Annotated in this window: 19 protein-coding genes; 16 read left to right on the forward strand and 3 right to left on the reverse strand. The window is 64.1% G+C overall.

Annotated features, from left to right (window positions below; translation table 11 throughout):
• Positions 1-13: 13 nt before the first annotated feature.
• Positions 14-709, reverse strand: a complete 696-nt coding sequence (locus HFRIS_RS16815; RefSeq protein ID WP_006464620.1) for a FadR/GntR family transcriptional regulator — start codon at positions 707-709, stop codon at positions 14-16.
• A 282-nt stretch (positions 710-991) separates the two neighbouring features.
• Positions 992-2,215 (reverse strand): Bcr/CflA family multidrug efflux MFS transporter, encoded by a 1,224-nt coding sequence (locus HFRIS_RS16820; protein WP_006464621.1) that lies wholly within the window; start codon positions 2,213-2,215, stop codon positions 992-994.
• A gap of 468 nt (positions 2,216-2,683) precedes the next feature.
• On the opposite strand from HFRIS_RS16820, the gene HFRIS_RS16825 reads away from it, so the two are divergent.
• The 16 genes from HFRIS_RS16825 to HFRIS_RS16900 all read left to right on the forward strand — a co-directional run bounded on the left by HFRIS_RS16825 (position 2,684) and on the right by HFRIS_RS16900 (position 19,253).
• Positions 2,684-3,982: an ABC transporter substrate-binding protein gene (locus HFRIS_RS16825; RefSeq protein WP_244436316.1), complete on the forward strand. Its 1,299-nt coding sequence runs from the start codon at positions 2,684-2,686 to the stop codon at positions 3,980-3,982.
• Between the two features lie 22 nt (positions 3,983-4,004).
• Positions 4,005-5,726, forward strand: coding sequence for a sensor domain-containing diguanylate cyclase (locus tag HFRIS_RS16830; protein ID WP_006464623.1), 1,722 nt, complete (start codon positions 4,005-4,007; stop codon positions 5,724-5,726).
• Positions 5,727-5,873: 147 nt separating this feature from the next.
• Complete coding sequence (locus HFRIS_RS16835; protein ID WP_006464624.1) at positions 5,874-6,701, forward strand: ferritin-like domain-containing protein; 828 nt, start codon at positions 5,874-5,876, stop codon at positions 6,699-6,701.
• 418 nt (positions 6,702-7,119) lie between these two features.
• On the forward strand, positions 7,120-8,373 hold the full coding sequence (gene urtA, locus HFRIS_RS16840) for an urea ABC transporter substrate-binding protein (protein WP_006464625.1): 1,254 nt from the start codon (positions 7,120-7,122) through the stop codon (positions 8,371-8,373).
• Between the two features lie 238 nt (positions 8,374-8,611).
• Positions 8,612-10,228 (forward strand): urea ABC transporter permease subunit UrtB, encoded by a 1,617-nt coding sequence (gene urtB, locus HFRIS_RS16845; protein ID WP_039876173.1) that lies wholly within the window; start codon positions 8,612-8,614, stop codon positions 10,226-10,228.
• Positions 10,225-11,355 (forward strand): urea ABC transporter permease subunit UrtC, encoded by a 1,131-nt coding sequence (gene urtC, locus HFRIS_RS16850; protein ID WP_006464627.1) that lies wholly within the window; start codon positions 10,225-10,227, stop codon positions 11,353-11,355. Before urtB ends, urtC begins: the two co-directional genes overlap by 4 nt.
• Positions 11,352-12,233 carry an urea ABC transporter ATP-binding protein UrtD gene (urtD, locus tag HFRIS_RS16855; protein WP_006464628.1) on the forward strand — a complete coding sequence of 294 codons (882 nt, stop codon included), beginning with the start codon at positions 11,352-11,354 and terminating at the stop codon, positions 12,231-12,233. Before urtC ends, urtD begins: the two co-directional genes overlap by 4 nt.
• A gap of 18 nt (positions 12,234-12,251) precedes the next feature.
• On the forward strand, positions 12,252-12,950 hold the full coding sequence (gene urtE, locus HFRIS_RS16860) for an urea ABC transporter ATP-binding subunit UrtE (RefSeq protein ID WP_006464629.1): 699 nt from the start codon (positions 12,252-12,254) through the stop codon (positions 12,948-12,950).
• Between the two features lie 247 nt (positions 12,951-13,197).
• Positions 13,198-14,097, forward strand: coding sequence for an urease accessory protein UreD (locus HFRIS_RS16865; RefSeq protein WP_006464630.1), 900 nt, complete (start codon positions 13,198-13,200; stop codon positions 14,095-14,097).
• Positions 14,098-14,173: 76 nt separating this feature from the next.
• A complete protein-coding gene (locus tag HFRIS_RS16870) occupies positions 14,174-14,476 on the forward strand; it encodes an urease subunit gamma (RefSeq protein WP_006464631.1) in 303 nt (100 codons plus the stop codon).
• A 10-nt stretch (positions 14,477-14,486) separates the two neighbouring features.
• The gene (locus tag HFRIS_RS16875; protein WP_006464632.1) at positions 14,487-14,831 is read left to right on the forward strand and encodes an urease subunit beta; all 345 of its coding nucleotides are present in this window, start codon (positions 14,487-14,489) and stop codon (positions 14,829-14,831) included.
• Complete coding sequence (gene ureC / locus HFRIS_RS16880) at positions 14,828-16,528, forward strand: urease subunit alpha (RefSeq protein ID WP_006464633.1); 1,701 nt, start codon at positions 14,828-14,830, stop codon at positions 16,526-16,528. Before HFRIS_RS16875 ends, ureC begins: the two co-directional genes overlap by 4 nt.
• 17 nt (positions 16,529-16,545) lie before the next feature.
• Positions 16,546-17,079, forward strand: coding sequence for an urease accessory protein UreE (ureE, locus tag HFRIS_RS16885; protein ID WP_006464634.1), 534 nt, complete (start codon positions 16,546-16,548; stop codon positions 17,077-17,079).
• A 3-nt stretch (positions 17,080-17,082) separates the two neighbouring features.
• Positions 17,083-17,763 (forward strand): urease accessory protein UreF, encoded by a 681-nt coding sequence (locus tag HFRIS_RS16890; protein WP_006464635.1) that lies wholly within the window; start codon positions 17,083-17,085, stop codon positions 17,761-17,763.
• A gap of 43 nt (positions 17,764-17,806) precedes the next feature.
• Positions 17,807-18,439 carry an urease accessory protein UreG gene (gene ureG, locus HFRIS_RS16895; protein WP_006464636.1) on the forward strand — a complete coding sequence of 211 codons (633 nt, stop codon included), beginning with the start codon at positions 17,807-17,809 and terminating at the stop codon, positions 18,437-18,439.
• Between the two features lie 202 nt (positions 18,440-18,641).
• Complete coding sequence (locus tag HFRIS_RS16900) at positions 18,642-19,253, forward strand: HupE/UreJ family protein (RefSeq protein ID WP_006464637.1); 612 nt, start codon at positions 18,642-18,644, stop codon at positions 19,251-19,253.
• Here HFRIS_RS16900 and glpD read toward each other — a convergent pair.
• Entirely contained in the window at positions 19,235-20,818 is a 1,584-nt protein-coding gene (gene glpD / locus HFRIS_RS16905; RefSeq protein ID WP_006464638.1) for a glycerol-3-phosphate dehydrogenase, read from the reverse strand. The genes HFRIS_RS16900 and glpD overlap by 19 nt on opposite strands.
• Positions 20,819-20,828 lie beyond the last annotated feature (10 nt).

Consider the following 20,828-nt stretch of genomic DNA (forward strand, 5'->3'; position numbering starts at 1 on the left):
CGGTTGGCCGACATCAGGGCGGGGAAAAACCGAGACCGACCCGCTCGGCGGCATTGGCGATGTGTTCCTGCATGGCGCGGCGCGCACCCTCGATATCGCCTGCCGAGATGGCAGCGGCGATGACGCGGTGCTCCACGGCGGGCGCCCAGATACGTTCGCGATCGGCAAATGGCACGCGCAGGCTGTGGCTGATGGGACGTTCGAACTGGCGCACCACCTGGACAAAGGCGGGGTTGCCGGAGAGTTCGGCGACCAGTTGATGGAATTCCAGGTCGGCATGGGAAGCACTGACCAGGTCGAGATTCTTGAGCGCATCCTCGAAGCGGGCCTGGATGCCCCACAGGCGCGGCGTGGCATGGGCGGTGATGTGGCGTGCGGCCAGCGCGGCGGCCGCCGATTCGAGGACATGGCGCAGCTGGAATACGGCCGCCAGATCCAGTTCAGGGGCGCTGCTGTCTTCCTCGCCCACGGAGGGTAGCGGCGGTGCGATGCGACCATCCTGGCGCTCGGTGACCAGGGTGCCCTTGCCAGGCACGGAGCGGATGAAGCCCAGCGCTTCCAGCATCGACAGGGCCTCGCGCAGGGACGCGCGGCTGATGCCCATCGACTCGGCCAGCTCGCGCTGGCTGGGCAGCATCTCACCGGCGGCATAGGTGCCGCTGAGAATCTGGCGCTGCAAGGTCTGTGCTGCGATATTGGGCATGCTCATGGTGGCGTCCTCGGATTGGCCTGACTGGTCAGACCGCGAAGACCTCTACAGCAACGAGCGTGCCACCTTCCCCCGCGCAAGCCGCAAAGCCTTGTGCAACAAGGCCTTGGCAGGCATGCAGGGAAACCGCACGAGGGCCGGCGTGCCATGCACCATGAGCGCTATTGATGCAGTGACGCACCTCATGCGTGAGGTGCCATCCCGGAAATCGGGCAGGCCGCGCCCAAAAAAAGACCCGGCGCATGGCCGGGTTGCATGAGTACTGCCAGCAGGATCGTGACCTTACTGGACCGCCGGTGTCACCGGCTCATGCTTGGCCACCAGGTGATACAGCAGGAAGGCGGCGATACCGCAGATGGCCATCACCGAGACCAGCGGCAAGGCGGTGCCGTCATGCCACAGGCTCATCACCACGCCGGACAACACCCCCATGCCGAATTGCAGCGTCCCCATCAGCGCGGCCGCAGTACCGGCCTGACGGCCCTGGTGCTTCAGCGCGATGGCGGTGGCATTGGGGCCGGTGAAGCCGTAGGCGGTAAGGAAACCGAAGAAGCCGAACAGCAGCAGCGGCAAGCTCTCCAGGCCGGCCAGTACCATCAGCGCTACCAGCAGGGAGAGGCCGGCCGGCACCCACAGCACCTTGCCCAGCACGCGCTCGGCCGAGCGCTTGACCACCAGGCGTGCATTGATCTGCGAGGCGGCAATCAGGCCGATGGCATTGGAGGCAAACACGAAGCCGAAGTATTGCGGCTTGATGCCGTGCAATTCGATCACCACGAACGGGCCGCCGGCGATGTAGGCAAACATGCCGGCCTGCACCAGGCCACCACACAACACATAGGACATGAACTGGCGATGCCGCAGCAGCCCCCAGTACTGGCGCAGCGTGCGTCCCAGGTGCAGCGGTTCGGCACGAGTGACATCCACGGTTTCGGTCAGGTATTTGCGCGTACCTACCATGCACAGCAGACCAAAAATGGTCAACACCACGAAGATGCCGCGCCAGCTGGCGAAGACCAGCATCAGGCCACCGATGAAGGGAGCGAGGATGGGCGCCAGGCCAAACACCAGCATCAGCATCGAGAAGGCCTTGGCCGATCCTTCCGCGCCCATGCGGTCGCGCACCATGGCCCGCGGGATCACCATGCCGGCACTGCCGCCCAGGCCCTGGAACAGACGCAGCACGATCAGGGTCTCGATGTTCTGGGCGAAGATGCACAGCAGCGAACAGACGAAGTACAGCGCGATACCGAAGAACAGCGGCGGCTTGCGCCCGAAGCGGTCGGACAATGGGCCATAGAACATCTGGCCCACCGCCAGGCCGATCAGGAAGGAGGCCAGGGTGAGCTGCACCAGATTGGTCCCCACACCCAGGTCCTGGGCGATGGCGGTAAAGCTGGGCAGGTACATGTCGATGGCCAGGGCGCCCATCGCGGTGAGCGCGGCCAGGACTGCCAGCCATGGAGGAAATTTGCCCGTCGAGAGCGATTGATCGTTGTTGTGCATGTGGAATTGTCGAGGCAGCCGCATTGCGCGCGAAGGCGTGGATCATACGAAGTGAACCGCTGCGGCCTGATGGCGTGAGGGCCGTATTATAAAGTGCCGGCCTGCTTCCATCAGCGGACTGCATCAAGTAATGCGAGCTTGCCGCCAAGAAAAAACTGAGCCCGGACAATAAAATCAAACAGCGCTCGTGCAGGTTCGCACAAAAGCTGGCACACTCGTTCGCATCGTTTTCAGATCACGGGACTCCATGCAGGGAGCGGCAGGTAGGCGCAGTGCGAGCCTCACGCCGGCGATACGGTGCGGCACGTTGCTGTAGAACAAAAAAGATCTTTGCCGCAGGGGAAATCAATGCGTGGCCGATTTACGCCATCAATTACACGCGCGCCCGTCGGAAGCCGTCGTTCAATCGGCTGGCCGTCGGGCTTGACAGGACAGGTCCTTGCAGGCCTGCGACTCGTCATTGCAGGGGTGGCTGCCGCATTGCTGCTGGCCGCTTGCGGAGGCGGCGATGATGGCGCTGCCGAGCCGGCGTCCAGCCAGGCGGTCGATCGCGCCGAGTCGTCCGGACCGCTGGTGCTGACGGCACTGGTGTGGGCACCGGACTGGTCGGAGGAAATGCATCGGGTGGCCGATGCATTTGTCCGCGATCATCCCGATGTGCGCATCGACCTGCAGTTCATGATCGGCAATTCCGTCGAGGAAAATCTCAAGCCCCGTGCCGCCACCGACAGCCTGCCCGACATCATCTCCGTCAACGCCAGCCCCTACACCGCCGAGCTGGCCGATCAGGGCATGCTGGCCGACCTCGGGCAGACACATGCCTGGAACAATCTGCTGGACATCCTGCAACGCGAGTGGACGGCCCCGGGCGGGCGACGCTACGGCATCCCCTCGGGTATCGCCACCACGCTGATCTACTACAACCGCGACATGTTCGAGCGCGCCGGCATCACCGCACCGCCAACCGACTTCGAGGCCTTCCTGGCAACCGGTGCGACGCTGCGAAAGGCCGGCTTCACGCCAATGGCCTTATCAGGCGCTTTCCCCAACATGTTGGGCAATGGGCCGTTCAGCTATGGCTTTGCCAATGCCATTGCGGCCAATGTCCCGGACTGGCGCGCCCGTATCGCCGATGGCAGCTTGCAGCTGGACAACCCGCAGGGCATTTCCATCTTCAGTCGCCTGCGTACGCTGGTGGAGCAGAAGATGGTCCAGGCCGACTGCCTGCGCGCCGGATACGATGCCACCCTGAACCAGTTTGCCGAGGGCCGGGTGGCAATGACCTTCCAGGGAACCTGGGCGGCAGGCATGCTGATGCATGGGCGCGGGATGCGGGTGGGCGTCTTCGTGCCTCCGTGGAACGACAAGGGCCAGCCCATCAGGCCGGTCATCGGCAGCGAGACCGGTTTTGCCGTGGCCCAGGGCAGCAGCGCGCGGCACCGGGAAGTCGCGGCGCAGTTCCTGGATTTCCTGTATGGCCCGGGCATGAGCATCTGGCAGGGCAAGCGCCAGAACATCCCGCCCTTCCGCGTGATCGCAGGCGACGTCAAGGGCGACCGGGCGCTGTTTGCGCTGGTGGACGAGATGACACGCGATGCGGCGCGCACCAATGCGCCCGGTCTGTACTACTCGCTGTTGCCGGTCAATACCATCGAGGTCTTGCACAAGCAGCTGCAGGCAGTCCTGGCGGGCAGCACCATGCCGGCGCAGGCCGCGCGTGCACTGCAGGATTCCATCGCCGAACAGGCCGGCCTGGCGGGCAAGTGAGGCGGGAGACAGGATATGTTCCATGCATAGACGGCTAGACTTCCTCTCCCTGGGTTTCCTGCGCAGGATCGAGATCCGCTATCGGCTGATCAATTCCTTCATCCTGGTGTCGCTGGTGCCGCTGTTGATCTCGGGGCTGCTGGCCTACCGTGAGACCAGCCGCGCGACCCAGGACAAGGTGCGCGCCTACTCGGTGCAGGTAGCCCGGCAGATTTCACAGAACCTGCTGCTGCGCATGGAAAAGATCGAGGACACCAGCGAGGAACTGGCGCTCTCGGACAAGCTGCAACGACTGCTGGGCGATTATTACAGCGGCCATGAGGCCGCCAGCGCGGCGGCCCGCAGCGGCGTAGCCCGGGTGCTGCTAGATACCTATGGGGCCTTGCCTGACGTCAACCAGAAATACCTGCTGGACCGGCGGCGCCAGGTCATTGATCCGCAGATCTTCGCGCCGCTGGCCGGCAGCATCAGCCGCGTGGCCGAAGAGGCCCCCGACCTGGGTGGGCGCGCCTGGTGGACGCTCTATCACGCCGGCCACGGCCAGAAGAGCGTGGCCATGCTGCGCGAGATCCGCTTTACCGGTAACAACCGTCCGGCCGGCTATCTGTTCGTGGGAGTGAGGCCGAGCTATTTCTTCAGCATCTTCGAGGGCGTGGAACTGGGCTATGACTCCAGCATCTTCATCGTCGACGCCAGCGATGGCACGGTGGTGGTGCAGGGGCGCGACGGCAGCGCCAGCACCGCCGATCCGGCCTTGCTGAGCGGCATCTCGGAAAGCCTGTCGCAACGGCGCACCAGCGACTTCATCGCCTATACCGGGCTGGACAAGACACGCTACTACGCCGCCATCGCCAAGCTGCCGCATTCGTCGTGGTGGGTGGTCAGTACCACGCCCAGTGACAAGCTCAACGCCGACACCCGTTCGGTGCGCGACAAGATCATCGCCATCGGCCTGGGCTGCTTTGCGGTCTCGCTGCTGCTCTCGGCGCTGATCGCGCGCAGCATCAGCGTACCGCTGCAGCGCCTGGTCGGTGCCATGAAGGAAGCCGGCAGCGGCGATACCACGGTGCGGGTGGCGCAGGAAGGGGGCGACGAGATCGCCGTGCTCTCGCGCAAGTTCAATGAGATGGCCGGCAAGCTGCAGCAGAACAAGGAAGAACTGGAACAGCAGGTGGCGCTGCGCACGCACGAGCTGGAGCGCGCCAACCGCAAGCTGGAAGCGCTCTCGGCCACCGATGGGCTGACCGGCGTGGCCAATCGGCGGCGCTTCGACGAGGTACTGGTCAATGAGCTGCGGCGCTCGGTGCGCTCCGGTCATCCGCTGGCCTTGCTGATGCTGGACGTGGATTACTTCAAGAAATATAACGACCGTTATGGCCATGTGGCGGGCGACGAATGCCTGCGCATCGTGGCGCGGGTGCTGCAGAAGAGTTCACGCCGCGCGACCGATCTGGTGGCCCGCTATGGTGGCGAGGAGTTCAGCGTCATCATCGCCGAGAGCGATACCGCGCATGCCCTGCAGCAGGCCGAGAACATCTGCCAGGCCATCTTCGAACTGAAGCTGCCGCATGCCGATTCGCCCTCCGGCTACATCACCGCCAGCATCGGCGTGGCCGCCCTGCAGGCCGACGACAGCACCACCGCCGAGCAGGTGGTACGCATTGCCGACCAGGCGCTGTATCACGCCAAATACCAGGGCCGCAACCGGGTGGTGCTGGGTAGCGATGCCACGCGCAACCTGTGAGTCCGACTCCTGCCTGCTGACAAAGCGCTGACGATGGAAGTCCCTTTGTAAAGTTTGATAAAGCGCGGCTGTTCCGCCCTGAACCATTGACCGTGCGCTGCATCATACCGCTATGCCAACCCGTCACCCTTGAGAGAGGTATAGCAGATGAACCCGAGTCGCCAAGAAAAAAAACACTGGACCATCGAAGACATCGACCTGAACCGCATTGATCTGGCGCGCGTACGCGACGATGAAGACCTGTTCTATCTGGTCGCCTGTGCCTCCTTCGTGGAAAGCGGTTCGGACCTTTACACGCACAACCTGGTGGAATACTACAAGGGCGATGCCGAGGTCGAGAGCTGGCTGCGCGAACAATGGGAAAAGGAAGAACTGCAACACGGCGCGGCGCTGCGCGCCTATGTCGAACATGTCTGGCCGGAGTTCGACTGGCAGCGTGCCTATCAAAGCTTCCTCGACGAGTATTCCGGTTACTGCAAGGTCGAGCTGCTCGAACCCACCCGCGCCCAGGAGCTGGCGGCGCGCTGCGTGGTCGAGACCGGGACCTCCACCTACTACCGCGCCCTGGCGCGTGCCACGGACGAGCCGGTGCTCAAGCACCTGGCGGGCCTGATCGCCACTGACGAGGTCAACCACTACAAGCACTTCTACCAGTACTTCCGCCGTTACCGCCGCCAGGAAAACATCGGCCGCTCGCGTGTCTTCGGCACCCTGAGCCGGCGTACGCTGGAACTCAAGAACGAGGACGCCGACTGCGCCATCCGCCATGTGGTGATGGTGCACAAGCCGGAGCTGGCAGCCGACCCGGCGCGGCTCAAGGAACTGGCCTCGCGCATGAGCCGCACGGTGCGCGTGAATCTCAAACCCGAGACCACCATCAAGATGATCATGCGGCCGCTGGAGCTGCCGGTAGCGCTACAGAACATGATCGAATTTCCCCTGCGGCAATTCATGCAGCACGTGCTGTTGCGCTGAACGCCCTGCAATGGATGGTCCGGCTGCAGGGGCCCGCAATGTGCCCATGATGTGCAGTACCCCGCATCCGGCCCGATCCCATTGTTAACAATCCTGACGGCCCGCCTGCAGCCCGGTGCGATCCTCTCCAAATCACGCCAAACCCGCCTGGGCTGGCGCCTGGCGACTTGCCCCAAGATCGGGCATCAAGAAGCGCCAGCTTGGTGAATATTGCCGTTACACCATGACGCTGTCGACAATTGCGCTCGCCTTTGGTGCGCAAATCTGTTCCGGCTGACAACATTTCTCCCTCCCGCCGTCTCGTCCCGCCCCGCTTTGATGCAGGCCTGCGCCCGTAGCGCGCCATTGGCACGCATTCTGCTAAAGCGACTGGGCAGTGAAAAAAATCTTCCAAAACTTTTTCTCGAGGGAGCACCACATGTCACGTCGTACCGTACTGAAAGCCACCGCACTGGGCGCATTCGCACTGGCCGCATCCTCCTGGCTGCCCTCCGCCTTCGCGGCCGACACCATCAAGGTCGGTATCCTGCACTCGCTGTCGGGCACCATGGCCATCTCCGAAACGTCCCTGAAGGACGTGGCCCTGATGACCATCGACGAAATCAACGCCGCCGGCGGCGTGATGGGCAAGAAGCTGGAACCGGTGATCGTTGACCCCGCTTCCAACTGGCCGCTGTTCGCAGAAAAGGCTCGCCAGCTGATTTCGCAGGACAAGGTGTCGGTGGTGTTCGGTTGCTGGACCTCGGTGTCGCGCAAGTCGGTGCTGCCGGTCTTCAAGGAACTGAACAGCCTGCTGTTCTACCCGGTGCAGTACGAAGGTGAAGAGCTGGAGAAGAACGTCTTCTACACCGGTGCTGCGCCCAACCAGCAGGCCATCCCTGCGGTCGAATACCTGATGTCCAAGGAAGGTGGCGGCGCCAAGCGCTTCGTGCTGCTGGGTACCGACTATGTCTACCCGCGCACCACCAACAAGATCCTGCGCGCCTTCCTGCACAGCAAGGGCGTGAAGGACTCCGACATCGACGAGGTCTACACCCCCTTCGGTCACTCCGACTACCAGACCATCGTGGCCAACATCAAGAAGTTCTCGGCCGGTGGCAAGACCGCTGTGATCTCGACCATCAACGGCGACTCCAACGTGCCCTTCTACAAGGAACTGGGCAACGCCGGTCTGAAGGCGACCGACGTGCCGGTGGTGGCATTCTCGGTGGGTGAAGAAGAACTGCGGGGCGTGGATACCAAGCCGCTGGTGGGCCACCTGGCTGCCTGGAACTACTTCGAGTCCGTCAAGAATCCGGTCAACGCCGCCTTCATCAAGAAGTGGAAGGAATACGCCAAGGCCAAGAACCTGCCCAACGCCGATACCGTCGTGACCAACGACCCGATGGAAGCCACCTACGTCGGCATGCACATGTGGGCGCAGGCCGTGGAAAAGGCCAAGTCCACCGACACCGACAAGGTGATCGCCGCCATGGGTGGCCAGACCTACAAGGCACCGTCGGGCTACACGCTGGAAATGGACAAGACCAACCACCACCTGCACAAGCCCGTGATGATCGGCGAAATCAAGGCCGACGGTCAGTTCAACGTGGTCTACAAGACCAAGACCACCATCCGCGCGCAACCGTGGAGCCCGTACATCCCGGGTAACGAAAGCAAGCAGAAGAACTAAGCTTGTTGTAGTTGCAAGGCGTTCTTTCGGAGCGCCTTCGATACGCCGCGTTGCGGCTACTCAGTCCGAACGGGTCTTTGTTGCACAACCCACGGACCGTCCGATCTGAGTAGCCGCGTGGGCGGCGTATCGAAGGCGCTCCAACCGCCGCACGTTCCTCCCTCCACAAGAAGAACGCCCGACGATGCGCATCGGCCACGGCTTCGTGTCCGGCTCGCGCTTCGAGGCGCACACCATCATGACACCAGCCATCCAGTTCCTACGCGGGCTCCTCGCGACCTGGCTTTGCGTCCACGCCCTGACGGCGGGCGCGGCCATCGCACCGGACCTGCTCAAGCCCCTTGGCGGAGACGACCCCGACGCGCGCATCGCCGCCGTCAACCAGATCGCGGCGCTGGCCAACGACGACGCCCTCAAGATTCTCAATGCCCTCAACAGCGACGCGCTCTATGTCACCCCTGCCGGTGACGTGCTCATCGTCGATGATGCGGGCAAGGCCTTCAACCCGGCCACCGACCAGACCGGCCCGGCACCCGATGATGCCGAGGGCATCACCGTCAACAACCGCCTGCGTGGCGCCGTCGACGGCGCCCTGTCGGGCTTGAAGCTGCTCTCGCCGCAACGCGACCAGCGCCTGGCCGCCGCCAGCGAGCTCCTGAAGAATGCCGACCCGGCGCAGATCCCGCTGATCGAAAAGGCGCTGGCCAAGGAGAGCGATCCCCAGATCAAGGACGTGCTGATGCAGGTACAGGCTACCGCCAACCTGCATGCGGCCGACCCGGCCGCGCGCCGTGCTGCGGTCAAGACGCTCGCCGAGACCACCAATGCGTCGCTGAAGCCGGCGCTGGAAAACATGCTGGCCAAGAATCCCGACGGCTCTTATGTCGAACCCGATGAAGGCGTGCGGGTGGAAGCCGTGCGCACCCTGTCGGCGCTGGACCGCCACCTGGCCATCGTGGACTTCGCCGGCAAGCTGTTCTATGGCATCTCGCTGGGCAGCGTACTGCTGCTGGCCGCGCTGGGCCTGGCCATCACCTTCGGTCTGATGGGCATCATCAACATGGCCCACGGTGAATTGCTGATGATCGGCGCCTACACCACCTATGTGTGCCAGCTGGTGTTCCGCAAGTTCTTCCCGGGCGCCATCGATGCCTATCTGGTGGTGGCCCTGCCGGCGGCCTTCATCGTCGCCGCGGCCGTCGGTATCGCGCTGGAACGGCTGGTGATCCGCTGGCTCTACGGCCGTCCGCTGGAGACCCTGCTCTGCACCTGGGGCATCAGCCTGATGTTGATGCAAGGCGTGCGCTCCATCTTCGGCGCGCAGAACGTGGAAGTGGCCAACCCGAGCTGGATGTCGGGCGGGGTCACCGTGCTGGGCTCGCTGGTGCTGTCCTATAACCGCATCGTGATCGTGTTCTTTGCGCTGTTCGTGGTGTTTGCGGTGTGGCTGATCCTGAACAAGACCCGCCTGGGCCTGTTCGTGCGCGCCGTCACGCAGAACCGCCGCATGGCCGATTGCGTGGGCGTGTCCACCGGCAAGATCGACATGATGACCTTCGGCCTGGGATGCGGCATCGCCGGTCTCGGCGGCGTGGCGCTCTCGCAGCTGGGCAACGTCGGCCCCGACCTGGGCCAGGGCTATATCGTGGACTCCTTCATGGTGGTGGTGCTGGGTGGCGTGGGCCAACTGGCCGGTACCGTGATCGCCGCCTTCGGGCTGGGCGAAGTCAACAAGTTCCTGGAGCCGATGGCCGGCGCCGTGCTGGCCAAGATCGCCATCCTGGTCTTCATCATCGTATTCATCCAGAAGCGTCCGCAAGGTCTCTTCGCACTCAAGGGAAGGAGCGTCGAATGAGCACCATGATCATGCGCCCCTCGCTGTTCAATCGCCCGGCCTGGGCCGGGATCGTCATCTGCACCGTGGTACTGGCGCTGCTGCCCATCTGCAACCTGCTGTTCCCGGCCGGTAGCAGCCTGCACGTGTCGTCCTATACCATCGCGCTGGTCGGCAAGTTCATGTGCTACGCCATGGCGGCGCTGGCGCTGGACCTGGTCTGGGGTTACACCGGCATCCTGTCGCTGGGCCATGGCGTGTTCTTCGCGCTGGGTGGTTACGCGCATGGCATGTACCTGATGCGCGCCATCGGCCGTGATGGCGTCTACCAGAGCGACCTGCCGGACTTCATGGTGTTCCTGAACTGGAAGGCCTACCCCTGGTACTGGTGGATGACGGACCACTTCTGGTTCTCCATGCTGCTGGTGGTGCTGGTGCCGGGCCTGCTGGCCTTCGTGTTCGGCTACTTCGCGTTCCGCTCGCGCATCAAGGGGGTGTATTTCTCCATCATCACGCAGGCCATGACCTTCGCCTTCATGTTGCTGTTCTTCCGCAACGACACCGGCTTCGGCGGCAACAACGGCTTTACCGACTTCAAGCGCATCCTGGGCTTCACCATTACCGCACCGTCCACCAAGGCGGTGCTGTACCTGGTGACGCTGGCACTGCTGGTGGGCGCACTGCTGGTCTGCCGCATGATCGTCACCTCCAAGCTGGGCCGGGTGCTGCAGGGCGTGCGCGATTCCGAATCGCGCCTCATGTTCATCGGCTACAACCCGCTGTGGTTCAAGCTCTTCGTGTGGACGCTGTCGGCCGTGATCTGCGGTATCGCCGGGGCGCTGTACGTGCCGCAGGTGGGCATCATCAATCCGTCCGAAATGTCGCCGGCCAACTCCATCGAGATGGTGATCTGGGCCGCCGTCGGTGGCCGTGGCACGCTGATCGGCCCCATCATCGGCGCCTTCACCGTCAATGGCCTGAAGAGCTGGTTCACCGCGGCCTTCCCCGACCTGTGGCTGTATGCGCTGGGCCTGATCTTCATCCTGGTGACGCTGTTCCTGCCGCAGGGCATCCTGGGTCTGGTACAGAAACTCAAGAAACGCGCTGCCTCGCCGGCTGAAGCGAGCGCATCCAAGGAGGCCGCATGAGCGCCATCGAACCTGGCAAGAGCATGGGCAAAAACGCCGTCGCCATCGGCGGCCTGGGCGGCAATGTCGATACGCCGCGCGCCGACCACGGCACGTCCTACGATCGCATCAAACCCGAGGGCGTCGATACCACCCACGGGGCCATCCTCTACCTGGAAAACATCACGGTGTCCTTTGACGGCTTCAAGGCCATCAACAACCTGAACCTGGATATCTCGGTGGGCGAGCTGCGCTGCATCATCGGTCCCAACGGCGCGGGCAAGACCACGATGATGGATGTCATCACCGGCAAGACCCGGCCCACCGCCGGCACCGCCTTCTTCGGCCAGACCATCGACCTGACCAAGATGACCGAGTATGAAATCGCGCACGCCGGCATCGGCCGCAAATTCCAGCGTCCTACCGTGTTCGAGCAGCACACCGTGTTCGAGAACCTGGAACTGGCGATGAAGATGGACAAGCGTGTGAAGACCACGCTCTTTGCGCGCCTGTCGTCGGAACAGATCGGCAAGATCGAGGAAATCCTCAAGCTGATCCGCCTGAACGGCCAGGAACATCGCATCGCCGGCCTGCTCTCGCACGGCCAGAAGCAGTGGCTGGAGATAGGCATGCTGCTGATGCAGGAGCCGCAACTGCTGTTGCTCGATGAACCGGTGGCCGGCATGTCCGACGCCGAGACGGCGCGCACGGCAGAGCTCCTGAACGAGCTGCGCGGCAAGCATTCCATCATGGTGGTGGAACACGACATGGGCTTCGTCGAAGAGATTGCCCAGGGTGGCAAGGTGACCGTGCTGCACGAGGGATCGGTACTGGCCGAGGGCAATATGCGCCAGGTGCAATCCAACGAGCGTGTCATCGAAGTCTACCTGGGACGATAAGAGCGGAGACCATCATCCATGCTGCAAGTCAATGAACTGAACCAGTACTATGGCGCCGCGCATACGCTGCGCGGTGTCTCGCTCGATGTGCAGAAGGGCCGCGTGCTCTCGCTGCTGGGCCGCAATGGCGTGGGCAAGACCACGCTGCTGAAATGCCTGATGGGGGTGCTGCCGGTGGCCCGTGGCAATGTCATGTTCGAAGGCCACGACATCACCAAACTGAAGCCCCACCAGCGCGCCCGGCTGGGCATTGCCTATGTACCGCAGGGGCGCGAGATCTTCGCGCGCCTGACGGTGGAAGAGAACATGCTCATGGGCATGGCCACGCTGTCGGGTCGCCGTGCCTCTACCATCAAGGGCGAGGTCTATGAACTCTTCCCGGTATTGAAGGAAATGCTGCACCGTCGCGGCGGTGACCTCTCCGGCGGTCAGCAGCAACAGCTGGCCATTGCCCGGGCGCTGCTGGCCGAGCCCAAGCTGATCATCCTGGATGAGCCGACCGAGGGCATCCAGCCCTCCATCATCAAGGATATCGGGCGCGTCATCAGCCTGCTGCGCCAGCGCGGCGATATCGGCATCCTGCTGTGCGAGCAATACTTCGACTTCGCCCGCGAGCTGGCCGACACCTTCGTGGTCATGTCGCGCGGCGAGGTGGTCGCGGCCGGTACGCAGGACCAGATGGATGGTGATGATGTGAGGAAGCATCTGGCGGTCTGAGGTATCTGACGAGCCCAGTCCAACAGATACCGTTCGGACTGAGTAGCCGCAAAGCGGCGTATCGAAGGCGCGCCCGCGTCGACAGGCAGATCAGCGCCTTCGATACGACCCTGCAGGTCTACTCAGTCCGAACGGGGAGCGATGCACGAGACGAAGCTGCGCATTTGCGGCGGGTCTGCTATAAAGTCGCATGTTCGCGGCCGGCAGACCCGGCGCACGCTGCCGACCACGCAATGAAGAACCAGGTATGAAACGACTCCCCGGCCATCCGGAACCCGCCAGCATGCCGGCCCCTGCGACCCCGGGCGCGCCCCTGCGGCATGCGCCGGACCAGGCACGCCTGACGCTGGGCTTTGCCGACGATGGCGGCACCACGCGCCTGCTGCGACGCCAGCACTTCGGTCCCTTGCGCGTGCAGAAGCCGCTCTACCCCGAAGACCCTTCCATCTGCCATGCCATCATCGTCCATCCCCCGGGCGGGATCGTGGGCGGCGACCAGCTCTCCATCACGGCCGAGGTGGGCGAACGCGCCCATGCCCTGCTGACCACGCCGGGTGCGGGCAAGTGGTATCGCGCCAACGGCCAGCATTCGCGCCAGGTAGTGCGTCTGGATGCCGGTGCAGGTGCAAAGCTGGAATGGTTGCCGCAGGAAACCATCTTCTTCGATGGCGCCGATGTGCGCATGGAACACGAGGTGACGCTGGCGGCCGACGCCGCTTACCTGGGTGCGGAGATTCTCTGCTTTGGTCGCACCGCCTCCGGCGAAACCTTCACCACCGGCGCGGTGAGCCAGCGCACCAGCATCCGCCGTGGCGGCAAGCTGGTCTGGTTCGAGCAGGGCCGCCTACAGGCTGAGGCGGGCGCCATGCAGGGACCGCTGGCACTGGACGGACAGACCATCTGCGGTACCCTCATCGCCGTGGGTGATGGCATGGATGCCGCCCTGCTGGGCCGCCTGCGCGAGACCATCGGCGCGCTGCAACTGGAAGGGCGCAGCGGTGCCACCCTGATGAAGCAGGTGCTGATCGCCCGCTACATGGGCCAATCCAGCCTGGTGGCGCGACAATGGCTGCATACGGCCTGGCAGGTGCTGCGGCCTGCGGTCACCGGCAGGGCAGCGGCGATCCCGCGTATCTGGAATACCTGAGCTGCATCGTAGAAACTGCATCAAGCAACGAGCAAAGTCATAGAAACTGAAGGCCGCCAGCCGGCCGGGAGCCAACATGGAACTGACACCAAGAGAAAAAGACAAGCTGTTGATCTTCACCGCCGCGCTGCTGGCCGAACGCCGCAAGGCGCGTGGCCTGAAGCTCAACTATCCGGAGGCGGTGGCCCTGATCACCGCCGCCATCATGGAAGGCGCACGCGACGGCAAGACCGTGGCCGAGCTGATGTCCGAGGGCACCACCATCCTGAGCCGCAACGATGTGATGGACGGCGTGCCGGAGATGATCCCCGACATCCAGGTGGAGGCCACCTTCCCCGACGGCAGCAAGCTGGTCACCGTCCACCATCCGATTCCTTGAGGAGCGCGTCATGATTCCAGGCGAAATGCTGGTCGAACCCGGCGACGTCGAACTCAATACCGGCCGTGCCACGGCCACCGTGACGGTGGCCAACAGCGGCGACCGGCCGATCCAGGTGGGTTCCCACTTCCATTTCTACGAAACCAATCCGGCGCTGCGCTTCGAGCGCTCCGTGGCCTATGGCATGCGCCTGAACATCGCCGCCGGCACGGCAGTGCGCTTCGAGCCGGGCCAGGAACGCACGGTGGAACTGGTGGCGCTGGCGGGAGACCGCCGCGTCTATGGTTTCAATGCACTGGTGATGGGCAAGCTGAAAGCCAATGTCGGCACGGAGAAGAAGGGACAGTCCAAATGAGCAAGATTTCCCGCTCGGCCTATGCCGAGATGTTCGGCCCCACCGTCGGCGACCGCGTGCGCCTGGCCGATACCGCGCTGTTCCTGGAGGTGGAGAAGGACTATACGATCTACGGCGAGGAAGTGAAATTCGGCGGTGGCAAGGTGATCCGCGATGGCATGGGCCAGTCGCAGCGCGCCCACGCCGACGTGATGGACACCGTCATCACCAATGCGCTGATCGTGGATCACTGGGGCATCGTCAAGGCTGACATCGGCATCAAGTCGGGCAAGATCGCCGGCATCGGCAAGGCCGGCAATCCGGACATCCAGCCCGGTGTGACCATGGCCATCGGCGGCGCGACCGAGATCATTGCGGGCGAAGGCATGATCGTCACCGCCGGCGGCATCGACAGCCACATCCACTTCATCTGCCCGCAGCAGATCGAGGAAGCGCTGATGAGCGGCGTGACCACCATGCTGGGTGGCGGCACCGGTCCGGCCGTGGGCACGGCGGCGACCACCTGCACGCCCGGTCCCTGGCACATCCATTCGATGCTGGCAGCGGCCGATGCCTTCCCGATGAACCTGGGCTTCCTGGGCAAGGGCAATGTCAGCCTGCCGCTGCCGCTGGAAGAACAGATCCGCGCCGGTGCCATCGGCCTGAAACTGCACGAGGACTGGGGCTCCACGCCGGCCGCCATCGACAACTGTCTGACGGTGGCCGACCGCATGGATATCCAGGTGGCCATCCACACCGATACCCTGAACGAAGGCGGCTTCCTGGAGCACACCCTGGCGGCCTTCAAGGACCGTACCATCCATACCTTCCACACCGAAGGTGCCGGTGGCGGCCATGCACCGGACATCATTGCGGCCGTGGGCGAGGGCAACGTGCTGCCGTCCTCCACCAACCCGACGCGCCCGTTCACGGTCAATACGCTGGACGAGCACCTGGACATGCTGATGGTCTGCCATCACCTGGACCCGGCCATTGCCGAGGATATTGCCTTCGCCGAGTCGCGCATCCGGCGCGAGACGATTGCGGCCGAGGATATCCTGCATGACATCGGCGCGATCTCGATGATGTCTTCCGACTCGCAGGCCATGGGCCGCGTGGGCGAGGTGATCCTGCGCACCTGGCAGACCGCGCACAAGATGAAGGTGCAGCGCGGTTCGCTGAAGGAAGATACCTCGCGCAACGACAACTTCCGCATCAAGCGCTACATCGCCAAGTACACCATCAACCCGGCCATCACCCACGGCATCTCGCACGTGGTGGGGTCGCTGGAGGTGGGCAAGATCGCCGACATCGTGCTGTGGAAGCCGGCCTTCTTCGGCGCCAAGCCCTCGATGATCCTGAAGAGCGGCATGATCGCGGCGGCCCAGATGGGTGACCCGAATGCCTCCATCCCGACGCCGCAGCCGGTGCATTACCGCATGATGTTCGGCGCCTATGGCGGTGGCCTGAAGACGTCCATGACCTTCGTTTCGCAGGCTGCCTTCGACGCCGGTATCGGCGAGCAACTGAAGCTCAACAAGCCGGTAGTGGCGGTGAAGAACATGCGCAACCTGCGCAAGCGCGACATGATCCACAACGGCGCCACACCGAAGATGGAAGTCGATTCCGAGACCTATGAAGTGCGCGCCGATGGCGAGCTGCTGGTGTGCGAGCCGGCGGTGTCGCTGCCACTGGCGCAGCGTTATTTCCTGTTCTGATTTCCTTGGAATTTTTCATGCTGACTCTCAATACCAAGATAGACCAGGCCGCGCAGATCGACGGTGAACTGGAACTGCCCTACGACCAGCGCGAGAAAAGCCGCCTGCGCGCCACGCTACGCTCGGGCGAGGATGTGGCGGTGTTCACCGTGCGCGGTACCGTGCTGCGCGATGGCGACCTGCTGCGCGGCGACGATGGCCGCGTAGTGAAGATCATCGCCAAGGCCGAGGCCACCTACCGGGTCGATGCGGCCGACGCGCACCTGCTGCTGCGCTGCGCCTTCCACCTCGGCAATCGTCACACCCAGGCGCATATCGGCCATGCGGGTGGCGTGGGCTTCCTGCGCATCCGCAAGGACCCGGTGCTCAAGGAAATGCTGGAAGGTCTGGGCGCACGCGTGTCGGAAGAAGAAGCCGCCTTCGAACCGGAAGCCGGGGCCTATGGCGGTGGTCATCACCATCACGGTGACGACCATCATCACAATCCGCTGGCGCCGATCCCGCTGCGCCAGAAGATCCACCGGCCCAGCGACAAGAAGGACGAGGGCTGATCCATGCACGCCAGCGCCTTGCTGCATCTGCTGCAACTGAGCAGCCCGTCCCTGCCGATTGGTGCCTACAGCTATTCGCAAGGGCTGGAGGCGGCCATCGAGAACGGGCGGGTCAACAGCGAAGCGGCGGCACGCGACTGGATCGGCCATGCGCTGCATGAGGTGGTGGCGCGCTTCGAGGCGCCTATCTTTGCGCGACTGGTGGCGGCCTTTGAATCTCGCGATGCCGAGGCGGTCACGCGCTGGACCGAGCGCTTCGTGGCGGCACGCGACACCTCGGAGTTTCGCGCCGAGACCATCCAGATGGGTTATTCGCTGGGCAAGCTGGTCGCCGACCTGAAGCTGGGCGACGCCGAGCTGCTGGCGCTGTTGCAGGCACAGCCGGAAGTGCCGCTGCCTACTGCCCTGGCCTATGCCACGGTGGCGCTGCAGGTGCCACGGGAAGCGGCAGTGCTGGGCATGCTCTTCGCCTGGGCCGAGAACCAGGTACTGGCCTGCGTGAAGACGGTGCCGCTGGGGCAGGTGGCGGGGCAGCGCATCTTGCTGTCGCTGCAACCAGAGCTGGAGAGGGCGGCGGCGACGGCGCTGACGCTGGAGGACGATGATCTGTGCAACTGGGCGCCGGGACTGTCGCTGCTGTCGATGCAGCATGAGGTGCAGTACAGCCGCATCTATCGCTCCTGATCATTTATATCATTAACGTAGCTACACGAACCAAGAGACAACCATGAGCAATTCCACTTCCAATCCGCTGCGCGTGGGCATCGGCGGCCCGGTCGGTTCCGGCAAGACGGCGCTGTGCGAAATGCTGTGCAAGCGCATGCGCGACCATTACGACATGGCCGTCATCACCAATGACATCTACACCAAGGAAGACATGGAGATCCTGCTGCGCGCCGATGCGCTGCCGGCCGATCGCCTGATGGGGGTGGAGACCGGTGGCTGCCCGCACACGGCCATCCGCGAGGATGCCTCGATCAACCTGGAGGCGATCGCCCGCATGAGCGCCGACTTCCCCGACCTGGACCTGATCCTGGTGGAGTCCGGTGGCGACAACCTGGCGGCCACTTTCAGCCCCGAGCTGTCGGACCTGACCATCTACGTCATCGACGTGGCCGGTGGCGAGAAGATCCCGCGCAAGGGCGGCCCTGGCATCACCCGCTCCGACCTGCTGATCATCAACAAGACCGACCTGGCGCCCTATGTGGGCGCAAATCTGGATATCATGGCGGCCGATGCCAAGCGCATGCGCGGCGAACGCCCCTTCGTGTTCACCAACCTGCGCAGTGGCGATGGGGTGGAGAAGGTGATCGAGTACATCCGCAAGCAGGGCTTGCTGGACCAGAAGCCAGTTCAATGAACGCGGCTTGAATCAATGACTACCGTTCGGACTGAGTAGGCCCGACAGGGCCGTATCGAAGACGTCACGACCGAGCGACTTGGATGCGCGACAGAGCCGCTACTCACTCCGAACGGAAAGCGCATCGTATCGACTGTGCGACGCTGCCCCTACAACTTAGACCCGCCTGTCATTTTTTGCAGAATCTGCCCAAGGAGAAATCATGTTTGCACTCACCACCAAGACCCGCGCCCGCCTGGGCGTGCTGGCCGTCACCGCACTGGCGGCCGGCTCCGCGCTGGCTCACCCGGGCCATCCCGGTTCGACCATGGATGCCACGGCCAGCATGGCCGCCGGCTTCGCCCACCCGTTCTCGGGCGTGGATCACCTGCTGGCCATGCTGGCCGTGGGCCTGTGGGCGGCACAAAGCAAGCAGCGTGCCCTGTGGGTGCTGCCGCTGGCCTTCCCGCTGATGATGGTGGTGGGTGCGCTGCTGGCCTTCACTGGCCTGCAGGTGCCGGCCGTGGAAACCGGGATCGCCGCGTCGGTGGCGGTGCTGGGTCTGCTGATCGCGTTTGCGGTGCGCATGCCGCTGTGGGGCAGCACGCTGGTGGTATCGCTGTTCGCCATGTTCCATGGCTATGCCCACGGTGCAGAACTGCCGCACGGTAGCTCGGCCGCCCTGTACGGCGCCGGCTTCATTGCCGCGACCGCGCTGCTGCATGCGGCCGGTCTGGGTATCGGCCTGGTGGCCGGCCAGAAGATGGCCGACCGCGTGGTGCGCATCGGCGGCGTGGGTATCGCCGCCGTGGGTGCCTACCTGCTGGCGGCCTGAAGCGCTTGTTCTGCCTCCGGCTGGCCGCCGCGCGCGGCCAGCCAGGCGTCCAGCACGGCCTCGCTGCCCTTGGGGAAATGCAGGCCGAGCTTGGAACGCCGCCACAGGATGTCGGCCGCGCTGGTGGCCCATTCGTGGCGCAACAGATAGTCCACCTCGGCGGCGTACAGCCCGCCCAGAATCTCTTCTCCCATCTCTTCCAAGCTCTTCTTTCCTTCCAGCAGCCCATGCGTGCGGCTGCCGTAGGCGCGCGCGTATCGCTGCAACAGTGATGCCGGCAGCCAGTGGTACTGCTGCTGCAGACTTGAAACGTATTGATCGAACTCACGCACAGAACGGTTGGCCGGCTTCGTGCCGAACAGGTCGCCGCCCGGCAGGCAGCCGCCCTCGGTCCAGGCGCCGCGCTGGTTGCCGAGCACGGGGGCGATCATGTCCACCGCTTCTTCAGCCAGCTTGCGGAAGGTGGTGATCTTGCCGCCGAAGACGGAGAGCAGCGGGGCGCCCTGGGTGTTCAGGTCAAGCTGATAGTCGCGGGTGACGGCCGAGGCATCGGCGGCGGCATCTTCCAGTAGTGGACGTACGCCGGAGTAGGACCAGACCACCTCGGCCGGGGTGATGGGCTTGTCGAAATAGCGATTGGCGAGCTGGCAGAGGTAGCCGATCTCGTCTTCGGAAATGGCGACGTTTTCCACCTTGCCTTTGTATTCGATATCGGTGGTGCCGATCAGGGTGAAGTCGCGTTCGTAGGGGATGGCGAAGACGATGCGGCCATCCGGATTCTGGAAGATGTAGGCATGGTCGTGGTCGAACAGGCGCTTGACCACGATGTGGCTGCCCTTGACCAGACGTACCGATTTGCTGGAGTGCACGTGGGCTGCGTCGCCCAGGAACTGGGCCACCCAGGGACCGGCGGCGTTGACCACGCAACGTGCGCGCACCTGCATGGCATGACCATCGGCGCGCCGCAGCACGGCTTGCCAGCCCTGGTCCTGGCGGCTCAGGGATTCACACCGGGTGCGGGTCATGATGTGGGCGCCTTTTTCGGCGGCGTCCATGGCGTTCAATACCACCAGGCGCGCGTCATCCACCCAGCCATCGGAATAGACGAAGCCACGGGTGAACTGCGACTTCAGGGGCGCACCCGAGGGGTGACGGCGCAGGTCCAGCGCACGCGAGCCGGGCAGCAGTTCGCGCCGGGCCAGGTGGTCATAGAGGAACATGCCCAGGCGGATCAGCCAGGCCGGGCGCTGGCCCTGGTCGTGCGGCATGACGAAGCGCAACGGCCACATGATGTGGGGAGCGCTGCGCAGGAGTACTTCGCGTTCAATCAGGGCCTTGCGCACGAGGCCGAACTCGTAGTGCTCCAGGTAGCGCAGACCGCCGTGTATCAGTTTGCTGGAGGACGACGAGGTGTGCTGCGCCAGGTCGTGCTGCTCGCACAGCGCCACCGAGAGGCCGCGTCCGGCGGCGTCACGGGCGATGCCGGCGCCGTTGATGCCGCCGCCGACCACCAGCAGGTCGTATTGCGGGGGATAGGTGATGCCTTCGGTGCCTCGTGCTTTCATGCAGGCCTCG

The organism is Herbaspirillum frisingense GSF30 (assembly GCF_000300975.2).
In the GTDB taxonomy this organism is placed as follows: domain Bacteria; phylum Pseudomonadota; class Gammaproteobacteria; order Burkholderiales; family Burkholderiaceae_D; genus Herbaspirillum; species Herbaspirillum frisingense.

Bases quoted from the DNA above. Each gene is read 5' to 3' on its own strand.
- HFRIS_RS16835 (WP_006464624.1), top strand. From the start codon at position 5,874: ATGAACCCGAGTCGCCAAGAAAAAAAACACTGGACCATCGAAGACATC.
- HFRIS_RS16870 (WP_006464631.1), top strand. From the start codon at position 14,174: ATGGAACTGACACCAAGAGAAAAAGACAAGCTGTTGATCTTCACCGCC.
- ureE (WP_006464634.1), top strand. From the start codon at position 16,546: ATGCTGACTCTCAATACCAAGATAGACCAGGCCGCGCAGATCGACGGT.
- urtE (WP_006464629.1), top strand. From the start codon at position 12,252: ATGCTGCAAGTCAATGAACTGAACCAGTACTATGGCGCCGCGCATACG.
- HFRIS_RS16820 (WP_006464621.1), bottom strand. From the start codon at position 2,215: ATGCACAACAACGATCAATCGCTCTCGACGGGCAAATTTCCTCCATGG.
- ureG (WP_006464636.1), top strand. From the start codon at position 17,807: ATGAGCAATTCCACTTCCAATCCGCTGCGCGTGGGCATCGGCGGCCCG.
- urtB (WP_039876173.1), top strand. From the start codon at position 8,612: ATGACACCAGCCATCCAGTTCCTACGCGGGCTCCTCGCGACCTGGCTT.
- HFRIS_RS16900 (WP_006464637.1), top strand. From the start codon at position 18,642: ATGTTTGCACTCACCACCAAGACCCGCGCCCGCCTGGGCGTGCTGGCC.
- HFRIS_RS16875 (WP_006464632.1), top strand. From the start codon at position 14,487: ATGATTCCAGGCGAAATGCTGGTCGAACCCGGCGACGTCGAACTCAAT.
- glpD (WP_006464638.1), bottom strand. From the start codon at position 20,818: ATGAAAGCACGAGGCACCGAAGGCATCACCTATCCCCCGCAATACGAC.
- HFRIS_RS16815 (WP_006464620.1), bottom strand. From the start codon at position 709: ATGAGCATGCCCAATATCGCAGCACAGACCTTGCAGCGCCAGATTCTC.
- urtD (WP_006464628.1), top strand. From the start codon at position 11,352: ATGAGCGCCATCGAACCTGGCAAGAGCATGGGCAAAAACGCCGTCGCC.
- urtC (WP_006464627.1), top strand. From the start codon at position 10,225: ATGAGCACCATGATCATGCGCCCCTCGCTGTTCAATCGCCCGGCCTGG.
- HFRIS_RS16890 (WP_006464635.1), top strand. From the start codon at position 17,083: ATGCACGCCAGCGCCTTGCTGCATCTGCTGCAACTGAGCAGCCCGTCC.
- ureC (WP_006464633.1), top strand. From the start codon at position 14,828: ATGAGCAAGATTTCCCGCTCGGCCTATGCCGAGATGTTCGGCCCCACC.
- urtA (WP_006464625.1), top strand. From the start codon at position 7,120: ATGTCACGTCGTACCGTACTGAAAGCCACCGCACTGGGCGCATTCGCA.
- HFRIS_RS16865 (WP_006464630.1), top strand. From the start codon at position 13,198: ATGAAACGACTCCCCGGCCATCCGGAACCCGCCAGCATGCCGGCCCCT.
- HFRIS_RS16830 (WP_006464623.1), top strand. From the start codon at position 4,005: ATGCATAGACGGCTAGACTTCCTCTCCCTGGGTTTCCTGCGCAGGATC.